The sequence below is a fragment of the Chryseobacterium defluvii genome, assembly GCF_003634775.1.
Classification (GTDB): Bacteria; Bacteroidota; Bacteroidia; order Flavobacteriales; family Weeksellaceae; genus Chryseobacterium; species Chryseobacterium defluvii.
Window position 1 is genome coordinate 1,355,574 of sequence record NZ_RBXB01000001.1, and the last position, 16,013, is coordinate 1,371,586.

Sequence of the window (16,013 nt, forward strand, 5' to 3'; positions counted from 1 at the left end):
TAACCGGGAAATTGTCCCGGTTTTTTTATTTAAAGCAGCTTTTTGATCCATTTGAGCTTCTTTTCTGAGTAAGGCGGATATTTTATATGAGGCTCACCCCAGGTGGCTTTCTCTAAAATGGCTTTACGATGTGAAAAAGTTTCAAAACCGTATTTTCCGTGATAGCTTCCCATTCCGGAATTTCCCACTCCGCCAAAAGGAAGATTTTCATTTCCTAAATGCATCACTACATCATTGATGCATCCCCCGCCAAAAGAAAACTTTTGGATAAAAGCATCTTTTTCTTCCTGGTCATTGCTGAATAAATAAGCCGAAAGTGGTTTTTCAAGCTCATTAATATGAGTAAGAGCGATATTGAAATTATTGAAAGAAATTACAGGTAAAAGAGGGCCGAAAATCTCATCCTGCATAATGTTGTCATCCCAGCTAACAGGGGATAAAATGGTAGGTTCTATATAAAGCTTTTCTTCGTTAGAGCTTCCTCCGAAATATACTTTTTCCTGATCAATAAGCTGGATAAGGCGATGAAAATTATTTTGGTTAATAATCCGGGTATATTGTTCCGAGCCTTCTTCATATCTGAATTCCCGGATATAATTTCTCAGCATTTCAAGAAACTGTTCTTTTACGGATTCCTGTACTAGAAGATAGTCCGGAGCTACGCATGTTTGTCCGGCGTTTAGGAACTTTCCCCAGACAATTCTTTTCGCTGCAGTTTCCAGATTGGCATTACCGGTAACAATAACAGGTGATTTTCCACCCAGTTCTAATGTCACGGGGGTAAGATGCTCTGCTGCCGCTTTATAGACTATTTTGCCTACTTTCGTGCTTCCGGTGAAGAAGATTTTATCAAATCTTACCTTCAGAAGCTCTGTTGTTTCCTTAATCCCGCCTTCATACGCATACACATATTCCGGAGGAAAGTTTTCATTGATGAGTTGAGCCATAGCCTGTGAGGTATAAGGAGCAATTTCACTGGGTTTTAGAATACAGCAGTTTCCAGCAGCTAAAGCGGCAATAATAGGAGAGAGGGATAGCTGGTATGGATAATTCCAGGCACCGATTACAAGAATACAGCCCAATGGATCGGAGTAGATCTTACTTTTCCCGATCTGATTGGCCAGATTGGTTCTTACTTTTTCAGGCTTTGAAAGCCGGCTGATATTTTTCAGATAATAATCAATATCGTTCAGCAGGAATGAAATTTCTGTAATGGTAGTGTCAAATTCAGATTTTCCGAAATCTTTGTATATGGCTTCAAACAGCAGGCTTTTATTTTGAAGGATCAGATCTTTTAATTTTTCAAGGTACATTTTCCTGAATTTGATATTTCTGGTTTTTTGTGTTTTGAAAAATGTCCTTTGCTGCAATAGAATTTCCTGGATTTCCATATTCAATCTTTAATGAGTAACGAATAAATTGATGACGCTATTGTGATAGAGAATCAATAAACTTACCAATCCGATATTAATTATAAATAAAAAAAAACCACTTCCATTGAAGTGGTTTTGTATGGTGAGAAAATCTCGTCTGTTGATTAAGCTTCTTCAGATTTAGCTTCTTCCTTTTTAGCAGGAGCTGCTTCAACCGGAGCATCAGAAACGATATCAAACTCATAGTTGTACTCAACATTTCTGTGAAGTCTAACAAGAGCAGAGAATTTACCTGTTCTTTTGATTGTGCTTCCAGGAATTTTGATATATTTCTTGTCTACAGAAACTCCAGCTTTTTCAAGAGCTGCAGCAAGATCTGCATTGTTGATAGATCCGAATAATTTGTCACCAGAACCTACTTTTGCAGGAATAGTGATAGAAGTTTTCTTTAATTGCTCCACTACAGCGTTAGCAGCAGCAACTAATTTAGCTTCTTCTTCTTTTCTAGCTTCTAATGTAGCTTCTAAGGCAGCTTTGTTTTTAGGTGTAGCTAAAAGTGCAAACCCTTGAGGGATTAAGAAGTTTCTAGCATACCCTGGCTTTACGTTTACTGTATCAAACTCAAGCCCTAAGTTTTCTACGTCTTTTTTTAGAATAATTTCCATTGTTGTTGTCCGTTTTTTAGTTTTAGAGAAAAGAACAAAGAAAAAAGAAAAAAGACGGATGTCTTAAAAATTATTTCTTTCCTTTAATCTAAAAATCGTTAGAATTAATTATTTATTCAGCAACTTAAAAAAAGAGAAAAAGACCGGAATCCTTTCTCTTTCTTCTTGTTTCTTTATATCTTATTTTAATAAGTCAGCTACGTATGGTAGTAAAGCAAGGTGTCTTGCTCTTTTGATAGCAGCAGAAACTTTTCTTTGGTATTTTAAAGAAGTTCCGGTGTATCTTCTTGGTAAGATTTTACCTTGTTCGTTTACAAATTGTAATAAGAAATCAGCATCTTTATAATCTACGTGCTTGATTCCGTATTTTTTGAATCTACAATATTTCTTTTCAGATTTTGTATTGATATCAAGTGGAGTAAGGAATTTTACTTCTGATTCTCCTCCAGCTGAGGCTTGTTTAGCCATTTCATCTATTGCCATGTCTTGTCTGTTTAATAAATTGGGTTAATAATTAAGCTTTAGCTGCTTTTACTTTAGTTCTTCTAGTTACAGCATACTCAACAGCGTGCTTGTCAAGTTTTGTAGTAAGGTAACGGATTACTCTTTCGTCACGTTTGAAAGCTAATTCCAGATCAGCAACGATAGTACCTTCACCTTTAAACTCGATCAAAGTGTAGAATCCGTTCTTTTTCAATTGGATCGGATAAGCTAATTTTTTTAATCCCCAGTTTTCTTTAGCAACGATTTCGCAGTTCTTTTCTTTTAAAAGATCTACATACTTGTTCACTGCTTCCTCCACCTGTGCATCAGATAGAACGGGAGTTAAAATGAAAACAGTTTCGTAATTGTTCATAATGTTAAATAAATTTGTTAATTATTTCGAGGTGCAAAGGTAAAAATTTAATTTATAATACACAATAAGAAACAAGAATAATTTGTGGGAAAATCAATGCTCAATTGTGAATAGCAATGCAGAAAATTCAATTTTATTAACTTCCAGCTTCCTTACTACTTCTGATTTCAGCAAGGAAATTTACTTTCAGCACATCATACAGAGAATGACGGCTTATTAAAATGGAGGCAATGGAGGAGACCATACCTGCCAACATCAGATGGAATATTAAAGAATGTCTGTCTGTCATTTCAAGAACAATAATAGCAGATGTAAACGGAGCTCGGGTGATTCCTGTAAGAAATGCAACCATCCCTGCTAAGATGACAACATTGGTTTCATTGGGGGTTAAATGAATAGCTCCGGAAATTACGGAACCAATGCTTGCCCCCGCTGTAAGAGCAGGAGCGAAGATTCCCCCGGCTCCTCCTGAAGTAAAGGACAGGGCAGGACCCAACATTCTTAAAATAGGAACGTACCAGTCTTCATGTTTATCGGAGGTGAAAAGCACCCGTTCCATGATCTCTTTTCCTGAGCCCAGAATTTCCCGGTTGATAAAATAAGCGATGGATGCAATAATAAGCGCACTGAAAATAAGGAATAAAACGTTGGCTCTTTCGGTTTTTAATTTTCTTTTTTTCCAGTCGGTCATGGCAAGCATGCTTACGGAGAGCTGGCTCGCTAAAATACCGGCAACTCCTGCAACGAGAATAATAGGAAACATCACCATCAACGAAACATCATTGGTTTTCGGGTAACCGAGGTATAAATATGATCCCGCTAATGTCTGTGCCGTTAAACCAGCTATGATCACCGCTGTAAAAAGCGCTGTTTTAAAATAATTAATATGGGTTTTGGAGAGTTCTTCAACAGCAAAAACAATTCCTCCGAGCGGGGTATTGAAAGCTGCTGCAAGACCAGCTGCAGCGCCCGTCATGATCATGTTTTTTTTAGAAATTTTCGGCCACCAATCAGGAAGATATTCGTTAACCTTCCGGAATACCGAACCCGCAATCTGTATGGTAGGACCTTCTCTTCCGACTGCGCCACCACCAATAACAAGAACGACAGAGGACAGAATTTTAAAAACAATGATCTTGAGGCTTAAAAAGCTTCTGATGAGTGTATGCTCTTTAGGATTAGCCAGTTCTACGGCTGCCATTACCTGCGGAATCCCACTTCCTTTGGCATTGGGAGCAAATTCCTTCACCAGCCACCATGAAATGACAAAACCAATAGGGGCAATAATAAAGATCATCCAGTCGTGCCAATCAAGGATGAGATGTAAAAGCTTTTCTCCCCATGCAAATATTTTGGCATACATTACAGCAAAAAAACCTGTAATTACAGATCCTATCCAAAACGGGATAGCCTGAAGCAGGTTGTGTTTCAGACGTTCATTTCGGATATTGTCAAAAGATTTTTTGAGGCCTTTACGGATGTGGATCAAAATTTTGAGCATACTCCAAATTTAGATTATTATTTATTAAAATGAAAATTTTAGAGATGAATACTCTGTGAAAATTCTGATATTGATAATTATAGGCCTGTTGTATGTATAAAAGTATCATATTTTTTTACAGAGACTTCAACAAAAAAACCTCCGGAAAATCCGAAGGTTTTGTATTTTGAGATGCTTTGATAAGCAGTATGAGTATCATTTATGGCTTATCAATAATCATTTATTTTTAAATTTCTGTGTTCAAATCCCAGTTTTCAAGGTAATCATGAACATGCTTCAGCATCATTCCGCCTAAAGATCCGTCTACCACTCTGTGATCGTAAGAATGAGACATGAACATTAAGTTTCTGATCGCAATTACGTCACCATCCGGTGTTTCAAGAACTGCTGGTTTTTTCACGATAGCTCCGATCGCTAAGATAGCTACCTGAGGTTGAGGAATAATAGGAGTTCCCATTAAATTTCCGAAACTTCCCACGTTAGAAATAGTATAAGTTGCTCCCTGAGTATCTTCAGGTCTTAATTTTTTATTTCTAGCTCTGTAGGCAAGATCATTGATTGCTTTTGCTAAGCCTGAAAGTGATAGCTGATCAGCATTCTTGATTACAGGAACAATAAGGTTTCCGTCCGGTAAAGCTGTTGCCATACCAATGTTGATGTTTTTCTTCTTGATGATGTTTTCACCATTTACGGAAACATTGATCATTGGGAAATCCTGGATAGCTTTTACTACCGCTCTTACGAAAATCGGCATGAAAGTCAGTTTTTCCCCTTCACGTTTTTCGAAAGCCGTTTTGTTTTTATTTCTCCATTTTACTACATTGGTAACGTCTGTTTCGATGAATGAGGTAACGTGAGGAGCAATTTGTTTTGCTTTTACCATGTTCTCAGCGATGATCTTTCTCATTCTGTCCATTGGAATGATCTCATCACCGGCAGCTACCGGAACTGTAGTAGCCGGAGCAGATGTTGCAACCGGTTGTGGAACAGAAGTTGCCTGTACTGGGACAGCTTGTTGAGCTGTCTGAGGCTGGTTTCCTCTGTTAGCAACATATCCTAAAATATCTTCTTTTGTTATTCTTCCATCTAAACCGCTTCCTTTAATGGTTTTCAGTTCAGCTTCAGAAATATTTTCCTGTTGTGCGATTGATTTTACAAGTGGAGATAAGTAAAGGTCTCCTGAAAATTCTGTTGAAGCAGCTACCTGTAAAGGCTGTTCAATTGTTTTTAATGTTTCTGCATCCGGAGTTGCAGCGGGAATTTCGGTTTTTACTTCTTCAGAAGCTGTATTTCCTCCTTCACCTTCAATTTCTAAAATAGCAATGGCTTCACCAACTTTCGCAACCTCGTCTTTCTGTTTTAAGATCTTTACGATTTTCCCCGAAACCGGTGTCGGAACATCTGAATCAACCTTATCTGTTGCAATTTCTACTACGGAATCGTCTTCCTTAACAGTATCACCCTCATTGAATAACCAAGTGATAATTGTAGCTTCCATAACCCCTTCTCCCATGGAAGGAAGCAATAATTTGTACTCTGCCATTTTTATTTTTTAGATTTTGACAAATATATAAAAAAAATCGGTTTTTTTAGGGAAAATATAATTTTAGGAAAATTCGATATAAATATTCTCACCTACATTTAATCCGAACAAAGTTTTTGCCCCGTTTTTTTTGCTTCCCTTATAGATGGTGAGCTCCAAAAGTTGACTGTCATTGAATATTGCAGCTGACTGCCCATGAAATTCTGTTTCTCTTTCCCAGTCGGAAACCACTTCACTATGGCTTGAAAATATCTTTGAAAGGGATAGGTTTCTGAATTTAATCGTGAAATTTTCAAATCCTTTAGCTATATTTTCATATAAATCTTTGCTGATATTTGAAATTATATTTCCGAAATTATCAATGTACATGACTTCACCAATAATCATCTTTTCAGACTCATTATAAACAGGTTTCGGGAAAAGAAGCTGTTTTGATGATTTTATTTTCCTTCCGATAACTTCCGGTAGCCCACCGTTGGCCAAATGTACCGCTACGGGAGCGAAAACATCTGTTGAAGTAAAATTAACCACATCATCGAATCTGTTGTTTAAGGTGATTTCATAAATCGCTTCAGGTTTTATATCGAAAAAAATAAGGCTTAATAACCCGTTGTCCGCCGCCAGAAAATAAGAACCGTCTGCCTTATACAGGATGTTTTTCCTGGATTTATGGAAAAAACTGTCTACAGAAAGGATATGAATGGTGCCTTTCGGAAAGTGTTTGTATGCATTCCTTACGATATAGGATGTCTGTATAAGATTATAGGACTGAATATCGTGGGTTATATCAATAATATTAACTTCAGGGTTCAGAGAAAGAATTTTGCCTTTTACAGCAGGAACTCTGTAATCTAAATTTCCGAAATCTGAAGTAAGGGTGATAATTGACATGTAGCTATAGAATAATAGAATTGCAAATTTATCTAAAAATAACACAAAGCCCGAAAGATTGTGGATAACAATTTAAGATAAATTTGAAAAAAAACTTTAAATTTAAAATCTAAATAAAAAATATCTGCATGTTTGAAATAACATATGATTTAGAAGGAATTGATGCAAAAAGCTTCTATGGGGTAAATAACCAATATTTTAACTTAATAAAATCAAGCTTTCCAACTCTTAAAATTACTGGGCGCGATCATTATATTTTCGCGATGGGGAATCAGGAGGCTTTGGATATACTTAAACAGAAACTGGATGATATTGTAAGCTTTATTTCTAAAAATAATGCTATCGAACTCAAAGATGTTGAAAATATTCTCAATATAAAGGATGAGAATGAAAAACAATTAGTCTTTGATCAGGATATTATTGTGAAAGGAGTGAATGGCAAAGTGATCAAGGCTAAAACCACGAATCTTAAAAAGCTTGTCAAAGAAACGGAGAAAAAGGATATGGTTTTTGCCATAGGACCTGCAGGAACCGGAAAAACGTATACCAGTGTGGCATTGGCTGCAAGAGCTTTAAGGGATAAGGAAGTTAAAAGGATTATTTTGACAAGGCCGGCTGTGGAAGCAGGAGAGAGCTTAGGATTTTTACCGGGTGACCTTAAAGAAAAGCTGGATCCATATTTACAACCCTTATATGATGCTCTTCGCGATATGATTCCTCATGAGAAGCTGGAAGGCTTTATGGAAAAGAAAGTGATAGAGGTTGCTCCTTTGGCTTTTATGAGGGGAAGAACGCTGGATGAAGCCTTTGTAATCCTTGATGAAGCCCAGAATACCACTCATTCTCAAATGAAAATGTTTCTTACCAGAATGGGAATGAATGCGAAATTTATTATTACAGGGGATCCAAGCCAGGTTGATTTGCCTCCTAAACAGCAATCCGGCTTAAAAGAAGCGATGCGGATTTTAAAGAATGTAAAAGAAATTGGTTTCGTACATCTTACGGAAGAAGATGTGGTACGTCATCCTGTGGTGAAGAAAATTATTCTTGCCTATAATGACGAAGAGAAACGATTGAGAAACGATTAAAAATTAATGGCAGTGATCTTATTTGCAATTAATAAGAAATAATCATTAAATTTGAAATGTCATCAATTTTAAACTATTATACAATGAAAAAACTATTATTACTGGGTGCTTTTGCGCTTTTAGGAGGTATAGCTCAGGCGCAGGAAGGTTTTAAATTAGGAGGTCATATCGGGGTTCCCGTAGCAGATGCAAGCGATGCTGCATCATTCACTCTGGGGATCGATGGGGCTTATATGTGGAATATCACAAAAGGATTGGATCTTGGGGTTGCAACAGGTTATTCACACTTTTTCGGTGAAGATAACTTTGATGATTTCGGATTTATTCCTGTAGCTGCTTCTGGAAAGTATAAGTTTTCCGGAGCTCCTATTTTTGTAGGGTTAGATTTAGGATATGCAATTTCTACTCACAGTGATATAGACGGTGGGTTCTATGCTCAGCCTAAATTCGGATACCAAATGTCTAACGGTGAATTGTATTTAGGATATCAAAGCATTACGAACAAACGTAACTATGGATACGGATGGGGTTCAGTAAGCTGGACGGTAGGTGCTGTAAATATCGGATATAATTTTTACCTGAAATAAAGGATATTAAAAAGAAATATTTTTGAAGCTCCAATTGAAAAATTGGAGTTTTTTTATTCAAAATATTGTGAAAAAAACAAAACTTTATATTTAATAGGATTTATTGTTGAAAAATCCTAAAAATAGCGAATGATATTAATCACATTAACAAATTTTAATATTACAGGGGACCAGTGTAAATTTGCCCCAGAAAGTATTAAAATTTTTTAAAATGAAAAAGTTATTATTAGCGAGTGCAGTTGCACTTTTCGGTTTAGCAAACGCACAAATTTCTAAAGGAACTGTTTATGTTTCTGGACAATTGGGATATTCTCAGGAGGAAAACAATAATAATGATTCTAAAGTAGAAAGCTTCAGAATTGTTCCTACTGTAGGTTTCTTTGTTGCTCCTAACTTAGCTATTGGTACAGGTGTAGGATATGTTAATGATAAAGTAACAGTATCTACAACCAATACAATTGGTTCTGCAGTGGTAACTTCTGAGAACAAAGGGACTCAGTCTGCTTTTGTAGTAGCTCCTTTTGTAAGAAAATACTGGACTTTAGGTGATAAATTATATATCTTCGGTCAATTGGAAGTTCCTATGGAATTCGGTAAATTTGAAGAAGAGTCTACTTCAACTTCTAACGTAGGAGGAACTGTTACAACTACATCTACTTCTAATGAAGCAAACTACACTTCTGTAGGAGTTAACGTGAAGCCAGGTTTAGATTATTTCTTAAACAAAAACTGGACTATCGAAGCTACTATCGGTGAATTTGGATATAACACTTCTAAATTAGACGTTGATGGAGCTAAAAGCGTAAACAACTACAAATTCGGTATGAACTTATCATCAGTATCTATCGGTGTTAAATATGTTTTCGCTAAATAATTAACGAAGCATAAAAAAATAGAAGCCCTGAGTTTACTCGGGGCTTTTTGTTTGCAATAAAATCTGGGTTACCTGGCGAATTGCAAACAAAAAATCCGGCTCGAAAGAGCCGGATTGTATAGTATAATTTCTGAAGATTTTATTTTCCAAACATTCCACCCATTCCAGGCATATTCGGCATTTTGCTCATCATCTGCATCATTTGTTTTCCCTGAGGCCCTTGCATCATCTTCATCATTTTACCCATTTGGTCGAACTGCTTCATCAATTGGTTCACATCTTCGATTTTTCTTCCTGCTCCCTTGGCAATTCTTTGTTTTCTCTGCATATTGATAATAGAAGGTCTTCTTCTCTCATCCGGAGTCATTGAATAGATAATGGCTTCGATGTGTTTGAATGCATCATCACTAATCTCTACATCTTTAATGGCTTTTCCTACCCCCGGAATCATTCCCATTAAATCTTTCATATTACCCATTTTTTTGATTTGGTTGATTTGCTTTAAGAAATCATCAAAACCAAATTCATTTTTGGCAATCTTTTTATGAAGTTTTTTAGCTTCCTCTTCGTCAAATTGTTCCTGTGCTCTTTCTACTAAGGAGACAACGTCTCCCATTCCTAAAATTCTGTCAGCCATCCTTTCAGGGTAGAAAAGATCTAAAGCTTCCATTTTTTCACCTGTAGAAATAAATTTGATTGGCTTTTCAACTACGGAACGGATCGTTAAGGCAGCACCCCCTCGCGTATCACCATCTAATTTCGTTAAAACAACCCCGTCAAAATTTAAAGCATCATTGAATGCTTTTGCTGTGTTTACAGCATCCTGACCTGTCATGGAGTCAACAACGAATAGCGTTTCGTCAGGCTTAATGAAATAATGAACGGATTTAATTTCGTTCATCATCTGCTCATCAATTGCTAAACGACCTGCAGTATCGACAATAACTACATCATGACCGTTTGATTTTGCAAAATTAATTGCGTTTTCAGCAATAGTAGAAGGATTTGTAGAACCTTCTTCCGTGAAAACTGGAACCCCGATCTGTCCACCTAAAACTTTTAGCTGGTCGATAGCAGCCGGACGGTATACGTCACAAGCAACCAAAAGAGGTTTTTTATTTCTTTTCGTTTTTAAATAATTAGCAAGTTTTCCTGAGAAAGTAGTCTTACCTGAACCCTGAAGACCCGCAATCAGAATTACAGATGGTTTCCCTGAAAGATTGATTCCTTCCTGAGAACCTCCCATTAAATCCACTAATTCATCATGAACGATTTTGGTCATCAACTGCCCCGGAGTAAGCGAAGTAAGAACATTTTGTCCTAATGCTTTATCCTGAACCCTTTTTGTAAGATCTTTGGCAACTTTATAGTTAACATCGGCATCCACCAATGCCCTGCGGATTTCCTTTACGGTTTCTGCCACATTGATCTCCGTAATTTTCCCTCTACCGGAAATATTATGAAGTGCTTTGTCTAATTTATCCTGTAAACTATTAAACATATTTATAAATTATAGTTTGCAAAAATAAGGATTTTTTGACATATATATGATACACTATGATTCAGATTTGTTTTGTTTATAAATTATAGTTCTATTTTTGCAATATGAATTTTTTAGATAGCTTCATTGTCGTGCTTTTAATACTGCTTTTTAATGCTATAGTTTATATGGTATTTAAAAAATATATGTATGGTAAACCAAATGCAGGAATGAAATTTCTGACTGTAAATATTTTTAAAGATATTATATGGCTGATTGTTTCTTTGTTAATTATTGATAAAACCCGAGAAGGCTTTCTCTTTATTGTCATATGTTTTATTATAGCTTCCTTTCTTATATATTTACCTATAATAAAAGACCTTAACAAATCCTGATTTTTTTGATGATAAAAATCAATTTTTAATATTGGTAAAGTTTAATAAAATCGATATATTTGCACACGATTAAAAAAGAGATATGAACAGAAAGATTTCTTCATTATTTTTCGCATTTTTATTTGTGTTCATCAGTAGTTTTGCTGCTGCACAGCATGAATCTGAAGGTGAAAAGTCAGCTGAAAAAGTAGAGCATAAAGAAGCGGAAGAAGGTTTCAATGCGACCAAAATGATCATGGAACACATTGGTGATTCAAACGAATGGCATTTATGGACTACAAAAGATGATAAGGGTGAAGAACATCATGTTTCTATTCCATTGCCGGTAATTATTAAAGACCAGACAGGATGGCATACTTTCCTTTCCAGCAGTATTGCTCATGGACATGAGCATGATGGTTATACTTTAGAGCATGGACAGGTGGTTTCTACTAAAGGGATTGAAAAAGCAACATTGTTCTCTATCATTAGCGGAAAGCAAAAATCAAACGAAGTATTCTTTGATCTTTCTATAACAAAAAATGCAGCTTCCATGTTCTTGTCAGTGATTTTTATGGCAATAGTGTTCATAGGAATGGCGAGAAGCTATAAGAAGTCTCCGGTTCCAAAAGGAATGGGTAAAGTTATGGAGCCGGTAATCGTATTCATCAGAGATGAAGTAGCTATTCCCAACATTGGATCAGTGAAATACAAAAGATATATGCCTTATCTGTTAACCGCATTTTTCTTTATCTGGTTTAATAACCTTTTCGGGTTGATTCCTTTCTTCCCTGGAGGCGCAAACCTTACCGGTAATATTGCAATTACTGCCGTATTAGCAATTATTACATTATTAATCACTTTATTTAGTGCTAATAAAGATTATTGGAAGCATATCTTCATGCCGCCGGTTCCGATTTTGTTGTACCCAATCATGGTTCCAATCGAGATCATCGGAATCTTTACAAAGCCGTTTGCGTTGATGATGCGACTTTTCGCTAACGTAACAGCGGGGCACATTATGATCTTGGCGATTATTTCACTAATCTTTATCTTCAAGTCTCCATTCTTAGGATTTGCATCTGTGCCATTAGCATTGTTTGTATCTGTATTGGAGTTATTAGTAGCAGCACTACAGGCTTATATCTTTACTGTATTATCAGCACTATTCATTGGTATTGCAGTAGCGGATCACGATCATGGTCATGAAGAACATGCTCACTAATTAAAATTGGAAAACAAAATTTAAAATAATTTTTAACTAATATAATTTATTTATTATGGATTTATCAACTGGAGCAGGATTAATTTACGTAGGTATCGGTTTAGCAGTACTAGGAGTAGGTCTTGGTATTGGTAAAATCGGTGGGCATGCAATGGATGCTATCGCTAGACAACCGGAACAAGCTGGTAAGATTCAAGGAGCAATGCTTATTGCTGCTGGTCTTATTGAAGGTGCTGGTCTTATCGCGATTATCTTTGGTGCTTTCATCAAGTAATTATCCTCAAAAAAATATTCTTAGCAGTGAAGCGGTTGGCTGCTGCTAAGAATTTTAAAAAAACAATCCATAAATAACATTTAAAAAAGAATTTACAGATATGGGAATTATTGAACCTGGAATTGGACTTTTGTTTTGGATGACGCTTACTTTTGTTATCCTATTGTTTCTTTTGGCAAAATTCGCTTGGAAACCAATTGTTAATGCCGTAAATGAAAGAGAAGCTTCTATTGTTGACGCGTTAAATCAAGCTAAATTGGCTAAAAAAGAAATGGAAGATCTTAAAGCTGATAACGAAAGAATCATTCGTGAGGCTAAAATTGAAAGAGATGCTATCCTTAAAGAAGCAAGAGAAATCAAAGACAGAATTGTAGGTGAAGCTAAAGATGCAGCAAAAACAGAAGGAGATAAGATGATCGAAGCTGCTAAACAAACAATTCAGGCTGAGAAAAATGCAGCGATGGCAGATATCAAAACTCAAATCGGTACTTTATCTGTAAACATTGCTGAATCTATCTTGAAACAGAAGTTGGATAATAACGAAGCTCAAGACGAATTAGTTCAAAATTATTTAAACAAATCTAACCTTAACTAAGAATGCTTACATCTAAAGTAGCTAAAAGATACGCACAAGGTTTGCTTGATTTTACCAATGAATCAGGGCAAACAGCTACCGTGTTTTCTGAAATGAAGGATGTGGCGAAAATCATGTCTGTATCTGAGGATTTAAACAAGTTTTTCCTGACACCTTACATTGATGCTAAAAAGAAAATAGAAGTGGCAAACGAGATTTTCAAAAGTTTATCTCTTTCTTCTCAGAATTTGATCAGATTGGTGATCAGACAGGGAAGAGAAAGCCAGCTTAAGAATATTGCTCAGGAATACATCAATAAAGTAGAGGATATCAATGGAGTACAGAGAGCTGTGCTTACTACGGCAACTCAGCTTTCCAATGCAAATATTGAGGAAATTTTAAGATCTTCAAACCTGGTCAATGTGAGCTCAAATTTTGATTTGAAGGTAAACATTAAGCCTGAGATTTTGGGAGGATATATTCTAAGGGTAGGAGACCAGCAGATAGACGCATCTGTAAAAACCAAACTTAATCAGGTTAAAAAAGATTTTCAATTAAACTAAAATGAAAAAAGCACTTCTTATTTGTTCCTTAGCGGCGTATAGCTTTATGTCTTCACAGGATATTAAGTTTAAAGATGATCATGTGTTTATTGATAAGAATAAATGTATGAAGTATACTTCTAAAGATATGACTTCACATAATACATTTTATTCTTTAAATGGAGATAAGATTTTCTATATAGATGTTGCAGAGAACAAAAGAGGAGAAGGGTATTTTAAAATTCAGTTTACAGGTTCTGATGAGATTATAACAGCTCTACCGACTGCGATGAATTTTAGAAAAGGATTCATTGCTAATATGATTGAAGAAGGAGTTTTAGATCCTAAAAATTGTCAGGTTAATCTATCAAATGTGAAAACATTTAAAGACAGATATAACAAAAATTTTGAAGATACTGATACAACAGTAATCATTAATAATGCTCCGGCTGATAGTAGACCACGAAATGGAGTAAATATCAGAATAGGAGGATAAAAAAAATTATTTAAATAAGAAAAAAACAACCATACAATGGCAGAAATAAATCCGGCAGAAGTATCTGCGATCTTAAAACAGCAATTGGCCAACTTCGATACTCAATCTAACGTTGAGGAAGTAGGTACAGTTTTAACCATCGGTGATGGTATTGCTCGTGTATACGGGTTAGAAAACGTACAATACGGAGAGTTGGTGAAATTTTCTAGTGATGTAGAAGGTATTGTACTTAACCTTGAAGAAGACAACGTAGGTGTTGCTCTACTTGGCGAAAGTAAATTAGTAAAAGAAGGAGACACGGTAAGAAGAACAAACAGAATCTCTTCTATCAAAGTAGGAGAAGGTATGCTAGGAAGAGTAGTAGATACTCTTGGTAACCCTATCGATGGTAAAGGTCCTATTACTGGGGATTTATATGAAATGCCATTGGAAAGAAAAGCTCCTGGAGTTATCTATAGACAACCTGTAAACGAGCCGTTACAATCAGGTATCGTTGCCATCGACTCTATGATTCCTGTAGGAAGAGGACAAAGAGAGCTTATCATTGGTGACAGACAAACAGGTAAGACTACTGTTGCGATTGATACGATCATCAACCAAAAAGAATTTTATGATGCAGGGCAGCCTGTATATTGTATATATGTAGCAATCGGGCAGAAAGCTTCTACAGTAGCTCAGATCGTTAAAACCCTTTCTGATAAAGGTGCTTTAGCTTATACTGTGATTGTTGCTGCTAATGCTTCGGATCCGGTTCCAATGCAGGTATATTCTGCAATGGCAGGTGCTGCGATCGGTGAGTTCTTCAGAGATACAGGTAGACCAGCGCTTATCGTGTATGATGATTTGTCTAAACAAGCTGTTGCTTACCGTGAGCTTTCTCTTCTATTGAGAAGACCACCGGGACGTGAAGCTTATCCTGGAGACGTTTTCTACCTTCACTCAAGATTATTGGAAAGAGCTGCGAAAATTATCGCTGATGATGAGATCGCCAGACAGATGAATGATTTACCAGAATCTTTGAAGCCATTAGTAAAAGGAGGTGGTTCATTAACCGCACTTCCAATTATTGAAACTCAGGCAGGTGACGTTTCTGCATATATCCCAACCAACGTAATTTCTATTACAGACGGACAGATCTTCTTGGAGTCTGATTTATTCAACTCAGGGGTTCGTCCGGCGATCAACGTAGGGATCTCCGTATCAAGGGTAGGAGGTAATGCTCAGATCAAGTCAATGAAAAAGGTTTCCGGTACATTAAAGCTTGACCAGGCTCAGTATAAAGAATTAGAAGCGTTTGCTAAATTCGGTTCTGACCTTGATGCTGCTACGCTAGCAGTAATCTCTAAAGGGGAAAGAAACGTGGAGCTTCTTAAGCAGCCGGTTAACTCTCCACTTCCGGTAGACAGCCAGGTTGCTATGATCTATGCGGGAACAGAGAACTTATTAAGAAATGTTCCTATCAATAAAGTAAAAGAATTCCAGAAAGAATATGTTGAATTCCTAAGATCTAAGCATCCTGAAACAATGGCTGCAATCAAAGCCGGGAAAATCGATGATAACATTACAGGTGTTCTTAAGCAAGCGGCTAACGATTTAGCTTCTAAATATAACTAAAAATTAGTTGATGGTTTTTGGTTGATAGTTGACAGAATTTTCTAAAACTAGCAACC

Annotated in this window: 17 protein-coding genes; 9 read left to right on the plus strand and 8 right to left on the minus strand. The window is 36.3% G+C overall.

Going from position 1 to position 16,013, the window contains the following annotated elements; all coding sequences use genetic code 11:
- Positions 1-29: 29 nt before the first annotated feature.
- The 7 genes from BCF58_RS06325 to BCF58_RS06355 form a co-directional block, all read right to left on the minus strand.
- Positions 30-1,391 (minus strand): aldehyde dehydrogenase, encoded by a 1,362-nt coding sequence (locus BCF58_RS06325; RefSeq protein WP_121460911.1) that lies wholly within the window; start codon positions 1,389-1,391, stop codon positions 30-32.
- A gap of 146 nt (positions 1,392-1,537) precedes the next feature.
- Positions 1,538-2,038: a 50S ribosomal protein L9 gene (rplI, locus tag BCF58_RS06330; protein ID WP_121460912.1), complete on the minus strand. Its 501-nt coding sequence runs from the start codon at positions 2,036-2,038 to the stop codon at positions 1,538-1,540.
- 180 nt (positions 2,039-2,218) lie between these two features.
- Positions 2,219-2,521 carry a 30S ribosomal protein S18 gene (gene rpsR / locus BCF58_RS06335; protein WP_002979091.1) on the minus strand — a complete coding sequence of 101 codons (303 nt, stop codon included), beginning with the start codon at positions 2,519-2,521 and terminating at the stop codon, positions 2,219-2,221.
- 31 nt (positions 2,522-2,552) lie between these two features.
- Positions 2,553-2,894, minus strand: coding sequence for a 30S ribosomal protein S6 (gene rpsF, locus BCF58_RS06340; protein WP_121460913.1), 342 nt, complete (start codon positions 2,892-2,894; stop codon positions 2,553-2,555).
- Positions 2,895-3,030: 136 nt separating this feature from the next.
- The gene (locus tag BCF58_RS06345) at positions 3,031-4,395 is read right to left on the minus strand and encodes a chloride channel protein (protein WP_121460914.1); all 1,365 of its coding nucleotides are present in this window, start codon (positions 4,393-4,395) and stop codon (positions 3,031-3,033) included.
- A 226-nt stretch (positions 4,396-4,621) separates the two neighbouring features.
- Complete coding sequence (locus BCF58_RS06350) at positions 4,622-5,938, minus strand: dihydrolipoamide acetyltransferase family protein (RefSeq protein WP_121460915.1); 1,317 nt, start codon at positions 5,936-5,938, stop codon at positions 4,622-4,624.
- A gap of 63 nt (positions 5,939-6,001) precedes the next feature.
- The gene (locus BCF58_RS06355; RefSeq protein ID WP_121460916.1) at positions 6,002-6,829 is read right to left on the minus strand and encodes an SAM hydrolase/SAM-dependent halogenase family protein; all 828 of its coding nucleotides are present in this window, start codon (positions 6,827-6,829) and stop codon (positions 6,002-6,004) included.
- A gap of 128 nt (positions 6,830-6,957) precedes the next feature.
- Here BCF58_RS06355 and BCF58_RS06360 point away from each other — a divergent pair, with 128 nt between their 5' ends.
- The 3 genes from BCF58_RS06360 to BCF58_RS06370 all read left to right on the plus strand — a co-directional run bounded on the left by BCF58_RS06360 (position 6,958) and on the right by BCF58_RS06370 (position 9,378).
- Complete coding sequence (locus BCF58_RS06360) at positions 6,958-7,917, plus strand: PhoH family protein (protein WP_121460917.1); 960 nt, start codon at positions 6,958-6,960, stop codon at positions 7,915-7,917.
- A gap of 83 nt (positions 7,918-8,000) precedes the next feature.
- Positions 8,001-8,504, plus strand: a complete 504-nt coding sequence (locus BCF58_RS06365) for a hypothetical protein (RefSeq protein WP_121460918.1) — start codon at positions 8,001-8,003, stop codon at positions 8,502-8,504.
- A gap of 211 nt (positions 8,505-8,715) precedes the next feature.
- A complete protein-coding gene (locus BCF58_RS06370; RefSeq protein ID WP_121460919.1) occupies positions 8,716-9,378 on the plus strand; it encodes an outer membrane beta-barrel protein in 663 nt (220 codons plus the stop codon).
- A gap of 139 nt (positions 9,379-9,517) precedes the next feature.
- Here the strand turns inward: BCF58_RS06370 and ffh are convergent, their stop codons facing one another.
- Positions 9,518-10,879, minus strand: coding sequence for a signal recognition particle protein (gene ffh / locus BCF58_RS06375; protein ID WP_121460920.1), 1,362 nt, complete (start codon positions 10,877-10,879; stop codon positions 9,518-9,520).
- A gap of 456 nt (positions 10,880-11,335) precedes the next feature.
- Between ffh and atpB the strand changes: the two genes are divergently transcribed.
- The 6 genes from atpB to atpA all read left to right on the plus strand — a co-directional run bounded on the left by atpB (position 11,336) and on the right by atpA (position 15,957).
- Positions 11,336-12,457, plus strand: coding sequence for a F0F1 ATP synthase subunit A (atpB, locus tag BCF58_RS06385; protein ID WP_121460922.1), 1,122 nt, complete (start codon positions 11,336-11,338; stop codon positions 12,455-12,457).
- A 55-nt stretch (positions 12,458-12,512) separates the two neighbouring features.
- Positions 12,513-12,731 (plus strand): ATP synthase F0 subunit C, encoded by a 219-nt coding sequence (locus BCF58_RS06390; protein WP_007844726.1) that lies wholly within the window; start codon positions 12,513-12,515, stop codon positions 12,729-12,731.
- Between the two features lie 100 nt (positions 12,732-12,831).
- Complete coding sequence (locus tag BCF58_RS06395) at positions 12,832-13,326, plus strand: F0F1 ATP synthase subunit B (RefSeq protein WP_121460923.1); 495 nt, start codon at positions 12,832-12,834, stop codon at positions 13,324-13,326.
- Between the two features lie 2 nt (positions 13,327-13,328).
- Positions 13,329-13,868 carry an ATP synthase F1 subunit delta gene (atpH, locus tag BCF58_RS06400; protein WP_121460924.1) on the plus strand — a complete coding sequence of 180 codons (540 nt, stop codon included), beginning with the start codon at positions 13,329-13,331 and terminating at the stop codon, positions 13,866-13,868.
- A gap of 1 nt (position 13,869) precedes the next feature.
- Complete coding sequence (locus tag BCF58_RS06405) at positions 13,870-14,343, plus strand: hypothetical protein (RefSeq protein ID WP_121460925.1); 474 nt, start codon at positions 13,870-13,872, stop codon at positions 14,341-14,343.
- 36 nt (positions 14,344-14,379) lie between these two features.
- Positions 14,380-15,957, plus strand: a complete 1,578-nt coding sequence (gene atpA, locus BCF58_RS06410; protein ID WP_121460926.1) for a F0F1 ATP synthase subunit alpha — start codon at positions 14,380-14,382, stop codon at positions 15,955-15,957.
- The last annotated feature ends 56 nt before the right edge of the window (positions 15,958-16,013 follow it).